Source organism: Methylomonas defluvii (genome assembly GCF_033949435.1).
Taxonomy (GTDB): Bacteria; Pseudomonadota; Gammaproteobacteria; order Methylococcales; family Methylomonadaceae; genus Methylomonas; species Methylomonas defluvii.
In genome coordinates this window covers 88,375-103,839 of sequence record NZ_JAXARY010000011.1, presented here as the reverse complement: position 1 = coordinate 103,839, position 15,465 = coordinate 88,375, and the positions used below count along the sequence as shown (strand labels likewise).

General features: G+C 52.9%; 17 protein-coding genes. 10 read left to right on the top strand and 7 right to left on the bottom strand.

The genetic code is table 11. The features are described 5' to 3' along the window. Nucleotides 1-86: 86 nt before the first annotated feature. Entirely contained in the window at nucleotides 87-356 is a 270-nt protein-coding gene (locus QLH52_RS13190) for a nitrogen fixation protein NifZ (RefSeq protein WP_319961898.1), read from the top strand. A gap of 53 nt (nucleotides 357-409) precedes the next feature. Here the strand turns inward: QLH52_RS13190 and QLH52_RS13185 are convergent, their stop codons facing one another. Continuing rightward, a complete protein-coding gene (locus tag QLH52_RS13185) occupies nucleotides 410-2,491 on the bottom strand; it encodes a TonB-dependent receptor (protein WP_319961897.1) in 2,082 nt (693 codons plus the stop codon). Between the two features lie 115 nt (nucleotides 2,492-2,606). After that, complete coding sequence (locus QLH52_RS13180) at nucleotides 2,607-3,845, bottom strand: PepSY-associated TM helix domain-containing protein (protein ID WP_319961896.1); 1,239 nt, start codon at nucleotides 3,843-3,845, stop codon at nucleotides 2,607-2,609. Nucleotides 3,846-4,272: 427 nt separating this feature from the next. Here QLH52_RS13180 and QLH52_RS13175 point away from each other — a divergent pair, with 427 nt between their 5' ends. Both QLH52_RS13175 and QLH52_RS13170 read left to right on the top strand, forming a co-directional pair. Then, nucleotides 4,273-5,880 carry a SagB/ThcOx family dehydrogenase gene (locus tag QLH52_RS13175; protein ID WP_319961895.1) on the top strand — a complete coding sequence of 536 codons (1,608 nt, stop codon included), beginning with the start codon at nucleotides 4,273-4,275 and terminating at the stop codon, nucleotides 5,878-5,880. Between the two features lie 110 nt (nucleotides 5,881-5,990). After that, the gene (locus QLH52_RS13170) at nucleotides 5,991-6,386 is read left to right on the top strand and encodes a hypothetical protein (RefSeq protein ID WP_033159164.1); all 396 of its coding nucleotides are present in this window, start codon (nucleotides 5,991-5,993) and stop codon (nucleotides 6,384-6,386) included. Nucleotides 6,387-6,404: 18 nt separating this feature from the next. Here the strand turns inward: QLH52_RS13170 and mnmE are convergent, their stop codons facing one another. The 5 genes from mnmE to rpmH are packed head-to-tail and all read right to left on the bottom strand — an operon-like array spanning nucleotide 6,405 to nucleotide 10,187. Beyond that, nucleotides 6,405-7,745, bottom strand: a complete 1,341-nt coding sequence (gene mnmE / locus QLH52_RS13165; protein WP_319961894.1) for a tRNA uridine-5-carboxymethylaminomethyl(34) synthesis GTPase MnmE — start codon at nucleotides 7,743-7,745, stop codon at nucleotides 6,405-6,407. Further along, the gene (yidC, locus tag QLH52_RS13160; protein WP_033159162.1) at nucleotides 7,745-9,475 is read right to left on the bottom strand and encodes a membrane protein insertase YidC; all 1,731 of its coding nucleotides are present in this window, start codon (nucleotides 9,473-9,475) and stop codon (nucleotides 7,745-7,747) included. Before yidC ends, mnmE begins: the two co-directional genes overlap by 1 nt. A 2-nt stretch (nucleotides 9,476-9,477) precedes the next feature. Then, nucleotides 9,478-9,702, bottom strand: coding sequence for a membrane protein insertion efficiency factor YidD (gene yidD / locus QLH52_RS13155; protein ID WP_081733834.1), 225 nt, complete (start codon nucleotides 9,700-9,702; stop codon nucleotides 9,478-9,480). Further along, the gene (gene rnpA / locus QLH52_RS13150; RefSeq protein WP_205451345.1) at nucleotides 9,684-10,052 is read right to left on the bottom strand and encodes a ribonuclease P protein component; all 369 of its coding nucleotides are present in this window, start codon (nucleotides 10,050-10,052) and stop codon (nucleotides 9,684-9,686) included. The genes yidD and rnpA overlap by 19 nt, the downstream gene beginning before the upstream one ends. Further along, nucleotides 10,053-10,187: a 50S ribosomal protein L34 gene (rpmH, locus tag QLH52_RS13145; RefSeq protein WP_020483365.1), complete on the bottom strand. Its 135-nt coding sequence runs from the start codon at nucleotides 10,185-10,187 to the stop codon at nucleotides 10,053-10,055. 161 nt (nucleotides 10,188-10,348) lie between these two features. Here rpmH and QLH52_RS13140 point away from each other — a divergent pair, with 161 nt between their 5' ends. The 7 genes from QLH52_RS13140 (at nucleotide 10,349) to QLH52_RS13110 (ending at nucleotide 15,458) form a co-directional block, all read left to right on the top strand. Next, on the top strand, nucleotides 10,349-10,741 hold the full coding sequence (locus tag QLH52_RS13140) for a glycine zipper family protein (RefSeq protein WP_319961893.1): 393 nt from the start codon (nucleotides 10,349-10,351) through the stop codon (nucleotides 10,739-10,741). Between the two features lie 22 nt (nucleotides 10,742-10,763). After that, on the top strand, nucleotides 10,764-11,798 hold the full coding sequence (locus QLH52_RS13135) for an inorganic phosphate transporter (protein WP_319961892.1): 1,035 nt from the start codon (nucleotides 10,764-10,766) through the stop codon (nucleotides 11,796-11,798). Between the two features lie 14 nt (nucleotides 11,799-11,812). After that, entirely contained in the window at nucleotides 11,813-12,454 is a 642-nt protein-coding gene (locus QLH52_RS13130) for a DUF47 domain-containing protein (protein WP_319961891.1), read from the top strand. Between the two features lie 174 nt (nucleotides 12,455-12,628). After that, on the top strand, nucleotides 12,629-13,237 hold the full coding sequence (locus QLH52_RS13125; RefSeq protein WP_211555157.1) for a glutathione S-transferase N-terminal domain-containing protein: 609 nt from the start codon (nucleotides 12,629-12,631) through the stop codon (nucleotides 13,235-13,237). Next, complete coding sequence (locus QLH52_RS13120; protein ID WP_033159156.1) at nucleotides 13,234-13,617, top strand: ClpXP protease specificity-enhancing factor; 384 nt, start codon at nucleotides 13,234-13,236, stop codon at nucleotides 13,615-13,617. The genes QLH52_RS13125 and QLH52_RS13120 overlap by 4 nt, the downstream gene beginning before the upstream one ends. A gap of 194 nt (nucleotides 13,618-13,811) precedes the next feature. After that, nucleotides 13,812-14,189, top strand: coding sequence for a 4a-hydroxytetrahydrobiopterin dehydratase (locus tag QLH52_RS13115; RefSeq protein WP_205451347.1), 378 nt, complete (start codon nucleotides 13,812-13,814; stop codon nucleotides 14,187-14,189). Between the two features lie 9 nt (nucleotides 14,190-14,198). Beyond that, nucleotides 14,199-15,458 (top strand): formylmethanofuran dehydrogenase subunit B, encoded by a 1,260-nt coding sequence (locus tag QLH52_RS13110; protein ID WP_319961890.1) that lies wholly within the window; start codon nucleotides 14,199-14,201, stop codon nucleotides 15,456-15,458. The last annotated feature ends 7 nt before the right edge of the window (nucleotides 15,459-15,465 follow it).

Here is a 15,465-nt window from a genome sequence, read left to right as displayed (position 1 = left end):
GCAGGCCAACCTTAATCGGCACGCCGTTTCACAACAAACCCGAGGTTTTTGTCGGCTTTACTACAAAACTCTCACAGGAGCACAGCATGAACGTAGAAGATTTGGATTTGGGCGACGTGGTATATGCCGCGCATACGATTATTGACGATGGCAGTATGCCGGACAGCGAAGAAGGCGAAGTGCTGGCGCAAGAAGGCGCCCGCGGCGTGATCGTGATGAAAGGCCATGTTGAAGAAGATCCTGGACTCACCGTGTTTTTAGTCCGCTTCGAAGACCAGGACCTAAATCTGGGCCGGCCGATTGGGTGCTGGACCGAGGACTTGGTCGTTCCGGAAAAAGAGTTGCTTACCCATTAACCGCATTTCGCCCTTATAAAATCGCCCGACAACCTATTCGCGCCGGTTCAATTTTAAAACTTGGCGCTGATACCGCCGGTAATGGTGGCGCCCGGCGCGATATACCCGATACCTTCATACTTATCGTTACCGATATTCATGAAGGTCATCCGGGCGGTAACATCCTTGACTAGGGTCTTGGCCACCCCTAAATCGTAGGTTGCGTAGCTTTTATACACGGCAGAGCCGCCCGGTGCGGTAGGTAAATTGGTCTCGGTAAAGTATCGGTCGCCGACGTAATTGAAAGCACCGAAAACCGAAAAGCCGTAAGGCAGGCTAACATCAGCCCGCAAACTACCTTGATCTTGCGGCACATTGGTAAGTTGCTTGCCGATCAAATTAGGATTCCTATCGTGCTTGGTGACAATCGAATCGTTCTTGGTGTAACTCGCGTACAAAGTCAGGAAATCGCCTAGCTTCCACATCCCTTCGACCTCAATACCCTCGGCCCGAATGGCGCCGATATTAATTTTGTCGGTGGTCCCAACCGTCGCGCCGCTTCGTTGCACTGTGGCGATAAAATCCTCCGCGGTGGTGTTATAGATCGTGGTTTTGATATATCCCTGCCGGCCAAAGTAATAGTCCACGCCAATATCACCGGAAACGGCTTTTTCCGGAGTCAAGTTCGGGTTACCGTAAGCCACGGTCGTCCCACCACGCCTGCTATTACCGTAGAGCTGAGAAACATCCGGGGTGTTAAACGACTGACCTATCGAGCCGCGCAGCACTAAATCATCGGTGAGCTTGTACGAAAACCCACCCTTAGGCGAAAACGAGTCCTCCGCATGATTACCCCATTGGCCTTGCCCAGGGAAACTGGTTTTGGTATCTCTGAATTGGCCGTCTGTCTGCCACAGATCCCAACGCCCGGCCAAGCTTACGTTCAACGGTCCATAATTGATTTCGTCTTGCAAAAATATGCCGCTCAGTTGAATACCGCCCTCAACAAGCTGTTCTCTGCCACGTTCCGCAGGAAACTGGTTAATCATGGTCATTTGACTGTCTGCATGCTGTCCGCCCACCGTCAATTTGTGATGGCTGCCTATGTAATGGCTATATTGCGCGCGAATACCGGCTTCCATATCGTCAAAATCGCCGCGATAGGAAATCAGACTGGCGGCCATCGTGCCGGGGCGGGCCACATCCGGACTGGTTGCATTGGCAGCGTTTGCACTATCGGCATCCATTCGGCCAATACGGCTGTATAAGACTACCGTGGCTTCAGAACGCTCCCCCAAATAGCGATAACGTGCCGAACCCAGGTATTGCTCTCTATCTTGGGCTATATAATCAGGAATTCGATATAAGCCTGTTGCAACGTCGCTCAAATAGGAAAAACTCAGATCCAGCAGATTAGAGGCATCAAATTCGTGCGTAAATTTGGCGCCTACATTGGTCTTACGTGTGCCGGTTTTATCGCGTTGCGATAAGGGAATAGAAGCCACACTCGTATCGGGGCGCCACATGTTATAGCCGTCGCTTTCCAAATAACTGGTTGATACCGAACCGCCGCTGTGCTCGCCGCCGTAAGAGACGATACCTGCTTCACGGATCGTTTCCATGCTGCCGTATTCACTATCCACTTTGCCTTTCACGCCGGGCGTAATCGCTTTAGAAATAACGTTTATTACACCGCCCATCGCATGGTTGCCGTATAGGGCCGAACCGGCGCCTCTGACAATTTCCACTCGATCCACGTCAATAGTGCCCAGTTGCGACCAATCCACCTGACTGTCGTAGGACACATTCATAGGCACATCGTCGATCAATACCAGGGTGCGGCCATTGCCCGGCAGGCCTCGGGTATAGGTCTGGGCAATCCGATTGGGAGACGAGGCATCCATGCGGCTGGCATACACACCCGGCACGCCCTTGAGTAGTTGATCGACGGTTGTCGCGTTGGATTTTTCGATACGCTCCCTATCGATCACTGTCACCGTAGCCGATACATCGCGAATACTGCGTTCGGTTTTGGTTGCGGTAATCACCATTTCATCCAGCTCATCAGGCGCTTTTTCCACAGCGGCCAAATTCAACGGCATGATCAAAGGTAATACCACAGCAATGTTTTTGGTGGTGGCACGAGTAGGTAACATCGATAACCTCAAAGTCCTTTAAAGTTTACGGAAGGGTCGGGATTGAGCACAAAAGCGCCTCAACGGCGCGCAGGCACGCGCCGGAGTTTGTTAGTTCGTCATCGTGGGAAAAACGTTAGATAGCGGCGGCTTTCAAACCGGCTCGACGGGCACGATTAGCTTTACGCTTTTTCAACCAATGGATCAGGCCGGTGACCATCATCACTAACGGCGCAAACCCCGCCACTAGTACCGCGATGCGCCCTGGAGTACCGAGAATCTCGCCGCTATGCAAAGGCAGTTGCAAATTGATAAAAGCGTTACCGGCGTTGAATTTTTTCGGGTCGCGCACCGCCAAAATCGCGCCGTCGTATTGATCGACCCAAAAGCTGGTAGAGCCTTTGCTGCGCAGTTCGTCGGACTGGCGAGCAGAGATCATGTAACTGCCGTTCTCACCGACCGGCAGAAAAATCCGTTGAATCTGAATCCCTGGATACGCGGCTTGAATATTGGCCTTGACTATCTCCGGTTGAATTACCTTGCCGCCATTTGCTGTTGATTTGATGCCGCGCGGCATGTCTTCGAGAGGTGAGAAAAAATTAACCGCCGGTTTAAACAACTGCGGCAGATTGAAATACACCCCGGAGAGGGCCACTGCCAACATGACTATAGCTGTATAGATGCCGGTGGTTTTATGCAGATCGAAATTAAAGCGCGTGGAGCTGGCGTTACGTTTAATCAGAAAAGCCTGCTTGATTTTGCCAAGTTTCGGCCACCACAAATAGATGCCGGTAACCGTCAATACCAAGGTCAGCAAAGAGGTAATCCCCATGACCAGCTTACCGAAATCACCCGCCAAAAGGCTGAAATGCAGGCGCAAAATAAATGTCATCAAGGCGTCGTTTCTATCCCGGTCGCCAAGCACCTGACCGGTGTACGGATTCACCATAACTTCGTGAAAGTGATGATTGTGGCCCTTGTGGCCCGGCATCGCCGCCGCTTGATAACGCACGATGAGCGCTTCGCTCGGGTCCTCCGGCATCTGTAGATGGGAGGGTGGCTCTGGAATGGGCGAGACGCGGTTCGCGATTACCACTAAATCCGCAATGGGTAACCAGCGTTCGCCAACGGCCACGCTCATCATGTCGGGATTGAGCCACTTATCCAAAGTATGCTCGTAAACCAAGAGGCTGCCGGTAACCCCGGCAATCACCAATAGCGTACCCAACCACAAGGAAATATACAGATGCAATTTCAACAGACACTTGCGCAGAGTGATTTTCTTGAAAGCGGTTTTGAAATTGCCTAAAAAGGACCCCGAAACTAATTTGTCGGACAATTTTTGTTCCGACACAAAAGGATAACTTGTGGACATTGCGACGCTCCCGAACCTTTTAACTACGCTGAATAAATTAGTGCTGTCTACCCAGCACCCCATTCGGACCAAAGCGCAAGCTGGATGCTTGCTAAACTATCGAACCCAACGAAAGCAAAAACAAGACCACCCAAAAAATACCCATAAAAAGCAGGGATTTACAAAATTTTTCAGCGCCAACAGCCATCCCTTTCTATCGAAACTATGTTAATTCGCCGAGCGTCAGACGGGTATATAGTGGAAATCCACCAACACTTGCTTACCTTGAAGAACGCGAATATTTCTGGCGCGAACCTGAGACTTTAAACCACCGGAAGGCAGCCCAATTAAACACGGGGGGATCAGGCACGAAACATGCTGAACATTGTTAATTTTCAGAAAATACTCCGCTCCATCCACACAGCATTGAATGTATAGAGAGAACCCAATGAACAACCTTGCAGACGCTGTCATTAGCTACCACAACCGCACCAAACACCAATTAAACGCCTACGCCAAAGGCCCGGAGTCGCTGGATTGGGACGATCAGCCCAATCCGTTTCGACGTTTTAGCAGTTGTGAAGCGGTAAAACTGCCGTCACCAGGCACCGAACTAAGTTGTTTGTTCGCGGACTTGGACAAACCGGAACAGATAGAGCCGCAGCCGTTAAACCTAGCCAATCTCGGTCTGCTATTGGAATTATCGTTCGGCTTGTCCGCCTGGAAGCAGTTTGGTCCGGACCGCTGGGCTTTGCGCTGCAATCCGTCCAGCGGTAATTTGCATCCCACCGAAGCTTATGTGCTTTGCACCGATCAGGAGTTGTTGCCACCTGGCGTCTATCACTACGTCAGTCACGATCATCATCTGGAGCGTCGCAGCCGGTTTACTGCGGAAACGGCGGGTAAAGAAGTCTATATTGGCCTGTCCTCAATTCATTGGCGAGAAGCCTGGAAATACGGCGAGCGCGCCTTTCGCTACTGCCAACACGACATCGGTCATGCACTGGCCGCGCTGAGTTATGCCGCTGCCTGCTTGGGTTGGTCGATAGAATTGCTGGGCGAGACTGCCGATGCCGACATCGCCGCCTGGCTGGGGCTGGATCGCAGCGAGGATTTTGTCGCGACCGAACACGAAACGCCGGATTTAGTCTGCCGGTTGCATGACGGCCAAACGGCGGACGTTGAGTTTTCCACAGCACATTTAGCAGCCCTTAGCCAAAGCGCCGAATGGTTCGGGAAGGCCGAGCGCTTGAGCGGCAGGCATTTTTACCGTTGGCCGATTATCGATGAAGTCTCCGCCCAAGCCGTCAAGCCGACGACAGTTGCCGAACGCTTAGCCCTACCAAACCTGGATCTACCCGCGCCCAGCCACAATCTGCCCGCCAGCGCGTTGATTCGCCAACGCCGTAGCGCACAACACTTTAACGGCAAATCCCCGGAGCTGCCCTTGGCCGATTTTCACAGAATACTGGCCGCGCTGCTGCCCAACGCCAAACCGCCGTTTACTGCCTGGAATTGGCCGGCGCAAGTCAATATCGTCTTATTTGTGCATCGAGTGGCCGGCCTGGAACCGGGCTTATATGTGCTGCCGCGCACGGCAGATGCGGCGACGGAATTAAAACCACTTTGTTCCGCCGATTACGAATGGCAGACCGTCGAGGCACCGTTCGAATTTTATCGGCTGACGGCCGGCAGCGTCAGGCAAGCCGCAAAAACCCTGTCCTGCCACCAACCCATCGCCAGCGATAGCGCGTTCAGCTTAGGGATGTTGGCGCGTTTTGCCGACAATGTGGACACCGAAGCCTGGCGCTATCGGCGGCTGTTCTGGGAAAGCGGCCTACTGGGGCAGATTTTATACCTGGAAGCGGAAGCCGCCGGCGTGCGCGGCACCGGCATCGGCTGTTTTTTTGACGATGCGGTACACGGTGTGTTGGGTTTAAAAGATAACGACTGGCAAAGCCTATATCACTTTACCATCGGCGAACCGCTGGACGACAGCCGGCTGCAAACCTTTCCGGCCTATGCGCATTTGAGCGAGTCGGCCGCCAGCACCTGATTCGCTTGAGGTTTGGCACCTGAGTGACAATCGTTGAAATATTTACGCAACAATCCCGCCGACAATGTTTAGAATCATGGTTTTACCCAGCCAACCACTAAAGGCCCGCCATGAGTTTTAAATCCAGCTTAATCCGTTTCGTCATCAAATTAACCCCCAACGCGCTGATCATTTGGGGGGCGAACATCATCATGAAAGGCATCGCCGAGTTGACCCAGTTCAACTTCGATCTCGATGCCAGGAAAGTGTATGTGCAGACCCGGCTATATGGCGAGGAACACACCATCGAAGTGACCCTGGAAGATTTTGCGGTATTCAACGACGGCGAGTCCTACCGTTTCATCATTCACCACGCCAGTTCCGACCGGCCTTGGCTGAACAACATCCTGGCCAAATTCACCGGCAAAGCCTGGAAAATTCCGACCCTGCCGCTGTTTGCCGCGCAATTGGAATTGGTTGCCGAAGTCTTTAGCGCCAAGCCGGTGGTATTGGAGCAAATCGATTGATAAGTCCGCGTCAGTCGCTTACTTACCAATGCAAAAGCTGGAAAAAATCTCCCCCAATAGGTCGTCGGAGGTAAATTCGCCGGTGATGGCGGATAAGCTGGTTTGCGCCTGCCGCAATTCTTCCGCGACCAGTTCGTGCGCTTGATGCAGCAATTGCTCGGCGGCGCGGTCCACGGCTTGCGCGGCCAGTTGCAAGGCCTGAATGTGGCGGGTTCTGGCGACAAATACGTTATCCACGCTTTCCGTAAAACCCATGCTTTGTTTCAGGTGTTGGCGCAGCAAATCCAGACCAAGTTTATGTTTGATGGACAAATGGATTTCGGTGCTTTGCTGAGTTTCCATGACCCTGGGTTGACCGCCGATCAGATCGATTTTATTGAAAACTTTGGTGACCGCAATGTTGGCCGGCAGGCTGGCATCCAAGCTGGCACTATCTGGATCGGTGCTGTCTATCAACAATAAAATCCGGTCGGCCTTGGCGATTTCCTGGCGGGCACGGCGGATGCCTTCCTGCTCGACCGGGTTGTCGCTGTCGTGCAAGCCGGCGGTGTCGATGACGTGCAAGGGCATGCCATCCAGTTGAATGCGTTCGCGCAGCACATCGCGGGTAGTGCCGGCGATGTCGGTGACAATGGCCGCATCGTGACCGGCTAAGGCGTTTAGCAAACTGGATTTCCCGGCATTGGGCTTGCCGGCCAATACCACGGTCATGCCGTCGTGTAACAGCCGGCCTTGCTGGGCGGTTTTGCCAATGTCGGTAAGCTTGCCTTGCAAGCGTGCTATGCGCCCCGCCACCACGCCGTCGCCCAGGAAGTCGATTTCTTCATCGACAAAATCGATGGCCGCTTCGATAAACACCCGCAGCTCGATCAGTTCGTCTATCAGTTCGTTGATTTGTTCGGAAAACACGCCCTGCATGGATTGCTGCGCAGAGCGCACGGCTTGTTCGGTGCCGCTGCTGATCAGGTCGGCTATCGCTTCGGCTTGCGCCAGATCAATTTTGTTGTTTAGGAAAGCTCTTTGACTAAATTCGCCGGGGTTAGCCAAACGCGCGCCCAGTTCCAGCACCCGCCGCAACAGCATATCCAGCACCACGCTGCCGCCGTGGCCTTGCAGTTCGATAACCTGTTCGCCGGTAAATGAAGCCGGTGCGGCAAAATACAGCAGCAAGCCGCTGTCGATTACCCGGCCATCGGCATCAAGGAAGCTAGCAAATTGGGCGTAGCGGGGTTTGGGTAGGGTTTTGCCGGTGAGGCTTTGGGCGATGCCGGGCGCGGATGGCCCGGAGATGCGAATGACGCCGACGCCGCCGTTACCGGGCGGCGTGGCAATGGCGGCTATGGTGTCGCCGCCCAGCATTAAGGTACTACGCTATGCTTGTGCGCATCCTCTTCAAGCACGTGTTTAGTGATATACCACTGCTGGATGATCGACAAGCTGTTGTTGCAGATCCAGTACAGTACCAAACCGGACGGGAAGAACAGGAAGAACACGGTGAACACGATAGGGAACATTTTCATCACCTGGGCTTGCAGCGGATCGATAGGCGCCGGATTCAAGCTTTGCTGAATCTTCATGGTGATGCCGTACAAAATCGGCAGCAGATAGAACGGGTCTTGTGCCGACAAATCCTGAATCCACAGGGCGAAATCGGCCTGACGCACTTCGACGGTCTCAATCAATACCCAATACAAGGAGATGAATACCGGAATCTGCACCATAATCGGCAAGCAACCGCCCAAAGGATTGACCTTTTCTTTTTTGTACATCGCCATCATTTCTGTGTTGAATTTCTGGCGGTCTTCACCATAACGCTCTTGCAGTTCTTTCAGGCGCGGCTGAATCTTGCGCATTTTGGCCATCGACTGAAAGCTGGCTTTCGACAGTTTAAAGAACAAGGCCTTAATGACAAAGGTGACGCCCAGAATCGCCACGCCCCAATTTTCGACATAACCGTAGATTTGGTTAAGTAGCCAATAAATACCTTTGGCGATCGGCGTCAACCAGCTGTAATCGACGGTGAGTTCCAGACCTGGCGCCAAAGCCTCCATGATTGGCTGAATTTTCGGACCTGCAAACAACTGACTGCTAAACACGGCTTCGCCATTGGCTGGAACCGTCAAATCGGGAGATAAGGAACCGACCTGGAAACGCGCATCCTTCAGATCGTTGGTGTAAAACTGGGCGTCCTGATCGGCAGGTGGAATCCAGGCCGCTGCAAAATAATGTTGGATCATGCCACTCCAACCGCCTTTGCTGTGCACATTTTCCTTGGCTTTGACGTCGTACTTGTCATCCGCCATATCTTCAAATTTGATTTTTTGGAATTTGTCTTTTTCGGTGTAAACCACGCCGCCGGAGAATGTCCGAATAAAGCTGTTGTTGCTTTTGTCGCTGTACTGGGTTCTCACCAGTTGGTTGTACTGCTTGCCGGACCAGTCCTGTGCGGAATGGTTGCTGACCTTTTGCTCCAGACCAACGGCATAATTGCCGCGTTTGAAGGTGTATGTTTTGGTAACCGTCAATCCCTGCGGATTAGTCCAGGTCAGGGGGATTCTCAGCTCGTCCTGCCCATCAAGCAACTGATATTCGGTTTTTTCGGCGGTGAACAGGCTTTTATGATCGGGGGCAGCCAAGGAATTGGCATTGGCAATCAGGCCGCTTTGGGCAAGGTACAGGCTGTCGGGATTGCTGTCGAACAACCGAATCGGATTTAGGTTTTTCTCCGGAGGCGTCATGCCGATCAGGGCATAAGCTTTGTCGACTACGGTGTTGATTTTCTCGTGCGGATATTTCAACAAATCCAGATTGCGTAATGTGCCGCCCTGAGGATCAATTTCCAGCTCGAAAACATCGGTTTTGACTTTGATAACATTTTCAGCAGCTACTTGGGCGACAGTCGGCACCGCAGCAGCCCGGGCATCTCCCGCCGTTTGTCCGGGGGACACTGTTGCTGCATCACCAGCCAATACGGGTTTATCAGAAACCAGGGCCTGCGGCTTGGGGCCGTAATCGATCTGCCACGATTCCCACAGCATGTAGGAGATCATCAACATCGCCATGACCAGTACAAATCTTATGTTATCCATTGTTATTTACTCAATTTTTCCGGAACAGGATCAATGCCACCCTCATGAAACGGGTGGCATTTTAATAAGCGTCGAAGCGTGAGGTAAGAGCCTTTGAAAGCACCATGAATCTGGATTGCCTCTAAGCCATAACTTGAACAGCTGGGATAAAAACGACATCTGGGTCCCAGCAAAGGACTTATGAAGTATTTGTAAACCTTGATCAGGGTTATGAGCAGGAATCGCATCGATCTACCAGTTTATGCCAATGCCTTTCCAATGACTTCCTCAATATCGGCGAGGCTGCATTTGCTGCATCACCTCTTGCCAAAACAACAATATCAATGCCGACGATATGTTGACGCTGTAATCTAAAACTTTCCCTGACAGCCCTTTTTATGCGGTTCCTTGCGACTGCTTTTTTTATAGTTTTTTTTGCGATCGCCAAACCCAGCCGCGGATGCGGCAGGATATTGTTCGTCGCCAACACCGTAAAATATTTATCTGTGGACTTTACGGGATTGGTAAATACTTTTTTATACTCAGCGGGCGTCCCTAGCCGATACTGATCGGGAAAGCCGAAATCTTCCGCCGACAATTAAACCGTCAGCGATGCGCGGCCTTTAGCTCTGCGCGCATTGATCACTTTGCGACCGCCCACAGTAGCCATTCTGGCACGAAAGCCGTGAGTTCTAGCGCGTTTGATTTTGCTGGGTTGATAAGTTCTTTTCATGTGCTACTGCCTTTGGTGATAAAAACGGATAAAAAAGGCTGCGAATCATACGTGACAGGCTTGCCAGTGTCAATTTGACTTGTAAATTTCCAAAACAGTGCAAAATGGACTACTCTCTGGAACACTGTCAATGCATTCAGCATTAATGAAGGAGACTTGTCATGCATAAATTACCGCTTAAATCGATTTTAGCATCCAGCCTGTTAGTCGCCGGTTGCGCCACCACCACCGGCTGGACTCCCACGGTGGACACCTATAACGATCCCAATGCGTTCCGTTTGAATCAAGACATGCAGGAATGCGAGCAACTGGCTTCGCAGTCGTCCAGCACCGTTAAAGACACTGCCACCGGCGCAGCAGTTGGCGGCTTGATAGGCGCTGCTGGCGGCGCGGCCATTGGCGCGGTAGTCGGCAACCCCGGCACCGGTGCAGCCATTGGTGCAGCGGCCGGCGGTATCGGCGGCGGCGCTCAGCAAGGCATACAAGCCAACGACCGCTACAAAAATGCCTATCGCAACTGCCTGAGACAGCGCGGCCATAACGTCGTCAATTAATCTGCATTAAGCCGTCACTATTTTGGAGGCATTGGTTTCGTTTATCGGTGTTGCGATCATCATTGTGCTGGTATTCGATTACACCAACGGTTTTCATGATGCCTCCAATATCATTGCCAGCGTCATCGCCTCCCGCGCGATGACGCCGGTGCAGGCGGTTTTGGTGGTGGCAATCTTCGAATTCCTGGGGCCGCTGCTAGGCGGAACCGCCGTCGCCAACACAGTCGGCACCCTGCTGGATCTATCCTCCATTCCCAAAGCGGATGCGCTGTTAATCGTAGTCTCCGGACTTTTCGCCGCAGTATTCTGGAATTTGGTTACTTGGTGGCGCGGCTTACCATCGTCGTCGTCTCACGCGCTGATGGGCGGCTTGATCGGCGCCACGCTAATCGGCATAGGCAGCAAACCCATAGATTGGGGATTCAACGCTTTAAGTGAAGGCCGCATACATGGCTTCAGTAAAATTCTACTGGCTTTATTGCTCTCGCCCGTCCTGGGCTTTCTGGTGGGCTTTATCATTCAGCGACTGACGATGTTCTTATTGCGGTCCGCATCGCCAAGCATTAATCGGCAGCTGCGTAACGCCCAATGGCTGACCGCCGCGGCGCTGGCCTTTTCGCACGGCGCCAACGACGCGCAAAAAAGCATGGGCGTGTTGACCTTGATTTTGTTACTCAGCGGCGAAATCGACAGCTTTAAAGTGCCCGGCTGGGTCATGCTGTTTTGCGCCAGCGCAATGACAGCAGGCGTATTGACCGGCGGCTGGCGTATCGTGCGGACCTTGGGTTTTGCCATCTATAAAATCCGCCCAATCCACGCGCTAAACGCACAACTGAGCGCATGCCTGACTATTTTCGGCAGCTCACTACTCGGCGCCCCGGTGTCCACAACGCATGTTGTAGCATCGGCCATCATGGGTATTGGTGCATCTGATCGCCCCAGAGCGGTACGCTGGGGAAAAGCCTTGGAAATTTTGCGAACCTGGCTGATCACCATCCCCGGCGCGGCCATGATCGCCTGCATCAGTTTTCTGATATTCGACTACTTTCTCAAATAGCCGCTGTAATCTTCATGTCATCTCCCAAGCTTTCACTGGCCTCCCGGCTGTTTCAGAGAATATTCCCGAAAACCGCCGACTTCTATCTATTGCTGCACCAACAGTGCCAGCAGGTCTGCGTCACCGTCGATAATCTGGTCCGTTTCATGGCCAGCGAATCAGTCGAAGCCGGCAAGATGTTGAAAGAAGACGAACACGAAGCCGACCGAATCCGCATGCACAATCTGCACGAACTTAACAGCTCGTTTGCCACACCGATTGATCGCGAAGACATTTATCGCGCCATCGCCTCTATGGACAGCATCGTTACCTATTGCAAAAGCACGTATAACGAGATGGAAGCCCTGGAACTGAACCCCGACAGCCATTCGCAAGCGATGGTCATTGAGTTGCAAGTGGGGATCAAAGCACTGGAGCGCGGCTTCGCCGTATTAGGCAAAGACCCTGCCGAGGCCGAGCAGCACGCTTTTGCCGCCCGCCACTCGGAGCGCCGCATCGAGAAGATGTACCGCAAGGCCATCGCCGATTTATTCCAAGGCGATGACTACTTGAATATGTTTAAGCAACGCGAACTTTACCGGCATTTGTCCAATGCCGCCGACAAGGTTCATGCCACCGCGAATGTACTGGAAGACATCATCGTCAAACTGGGCTGAATAGTGCGGCAAGCCGTTTAAAATAGCCGGGTGCAGCCCGTTATTTTCAAGGGCAGAATGCGTCCGGCATCGCCCCCAAAAGCCCCAACATCCATGCTACAATCTGCCCCGGTTTAAATCCTGTTACTCAAAGAGGTTCACTTCGTGGCAAACATCACCAGCCGAAAATCCGCAATGACTCTTTTTTCATCACCAGCCTGCATAATGAGCCACTGCGCCAGGCTAGTTGTATACGAAAAAGGCGTGCCAGCGGAAGTTGAGTTTTTCGACCCGAATGACCCGCCGGAAGATCTGCTGGAACTGAACCCCAACGGTAATGCCCCGACTTTCGTGGAACGCGACTTAGTGCTGTACGACGCCCGCATCATCATGGAATATCTGGATGAACGCTTCCCCCACCCCGCCTTGCACCAAATGGACCCGGTCTCCCGCGCCAACGCCCGGATGCTGATCAAACGCATCGATCAGGAGTGGTATCCGCTGCTGGATGACGTTCTGGTCAACGGTGACAAAAAAGCCGCGAAGGCTAAAAAACAACTCCGGGAAAGCTTACTGGCTGCCGCGCCGGTATTTGAAGCGACACCGTATTTTATGAGCGACGAGTACTCTCTGATTGATTGTGCGATGGCGCCATTCTTGTGGCGACTTCCCAGCATCGGCATTGATATTGCCGGCCTAGGCAAAGGCATCACCGCCTACGCCAACCGACTTTTCTCCAGACGGGCTTTTCAAGAAAGCCTGAGCCGCGAAGAAAAAGACATGATGCAAGCCCCAAGCAAATGACCCCACTTAAACCCTATCTGATTCGCTCCATCTACGAATGGATCGTCGACAACAGCCTGACCCCCCATCTTTTGGTCAACGCCGACTACCCCGGCGTAACGCTGCCGGGCGACTTCGTGGAAGATGGCCGAATCGTATTGAATATGCGCCCGGAAGCCATTCAAGGTTTGGTGCTCGGCAATGAAGAAATCCAATTCAACGCTCGGTTTGCCGGCAAACCCATGCGGATTATCGCGCCGTGCAAAGCGGTGTTGGCCATCTATGCCAAGGAAAATGGCAAAGGTATGATTTTCGACCCGGAAGAGAATGAGGACGAAACCCCGCCGACACCGACAGAACCCAAACCTCCGCAAAAACCGCAGTTAAGAGTGGTTAAATAGCAAACGCATGCCGAAAAGAATGCCTCTGCGCTGAGGCATTCCCTCAACCCACCTAAGCAAGCCAGTTAAAAAAAAGCCCCCTCCAGTTGCCGACAATTGACACTGAAATCCAGCCAAACACCTGTACACCGTAAAGACACCGACTAAACTGTGCGATAGAATGCCGAGTCACTTCAATCCGGGGGGGATAATCGATGTCGCACGATACTGCCAAGGTCTATAGCGAGACCGAAATCGCCGAACGTTTAGCACAGGAACTGCCGCACTGGTATTACGAAAACGGCTGGATCCGCCGCAAAATCAAGACCAGCGGCTGGAAAGCGACTTTAATGGTGGTCAACACCGTCGGCCACTTGGCGGAAAAAGCCTGGCACCACCCGGATTTAACTGTTTCCTATGCATTCGTGATCGTCAAGTTGGTCACGCATTCGGCAAAAGGCATCACCGATAAAGATTTTCTGTTAGCCCAAAAAATTGAGGACGTGTTGATGTGGGATGCGGCAGAAACTTCCGCCGGCATCCTGGAAGGCACGCCCGACGATCCACGATTCAAATATATTAAAAAAGATTGAGGACTTTCCATGACTGAAATAACCGAGGTACCCAGCCCTTTTTGCGGCATGGGTACCGACGACCTGAGCATACAGGTGGACGGCACAACCTTGAAAGTGACCGCAAACGGTTGCTCGGTTAATACACCGGCATTCGAACAAGCCATAGCGGACACCGTGCCGCGCATTGCCGGGCAGGCAGCGAGTTTGGAAGCGGCGACCACTAAAGCTGCGGAATTGCTACGAAACACCCATCAACCTGTGATCGGCGGCTGCGCCACCGACGTGAGCGGCATGCGCGCATTGCTGGCTTTAGCCGACAAAAGCGGCGCAGTGGTCGATAACCTCAATTTTAATAACGCACGCCGCAATTTACTGGCTTTGCAAGACTCCGGCTGGATGAATACCACATTAGCCGAACTGAAAAACCGCTGCGATTTATTGCTGATAGTCGGCACCGACCTAGAAGCTTTTGCACCACGCTTTTTCGAGAAGTATTTGTGGAATGAGGAAGCCATGTTCCTCGACAACACGGCAAACCGGGAAATTATTTATCTGGGCAAAGCCCCCTCCGGAAACGCCTCAACCTCTCCTACCGGCCAAAAAGCCCGCGTACTACCTTGTGCCGACGCCGACTTACCGGATGTGGCTGCCGCATTGTCGGCCCTGGTTAAAGGCCACTTGCTACACGCACAAAGTGTCGCCGGCATCGCCATTAGCGAGCTACAGCTTATCGCCGACAAACTGAAGGCCGCACAGTATGGCGTCATTCTATGGGGTGCGGCGGCATTGGCATTCGATCAAGCTGAGCTAACCGTGCAAACGCTGTGCAATATCGTTAAAGACTTTAACCAAGCCGGCACCCGCTGCTCCGGCTTTCCGCTGGGCGGCAAGGAAGGCGACCAAACCGCCAACCAAGTCTGCGGCTGGACCACCGGCTACCCCGCGCGCGTCAACTTTGCCCGTGGCTACCCCGAGTACGATCCTTATCTGTACGACGGCCAAACACTACTAAATAACGGCGAAGCCGATGCCTTGCTGTGGGTTCAGGCCTTTAACAGCAGTGCACTGCCCCCAAAAACCCACTTACCGACCATCGTCATCGCTCGCTCCGGCATGAAGTTTGAGAAAGAACCGGATGTGTTTATTCCCGTGGGCACGCCCGGCATCGACCACTCCGGCCATGCTTACCGCCTGGATAATGTGGTGGCGATCCGCCTGAAAAAATTGCGCGACTCCGGCCTGCCCAGTACCGCCGAAGTCCTGTCCGCTATCGAACAAGCACTTTAGGATCAAA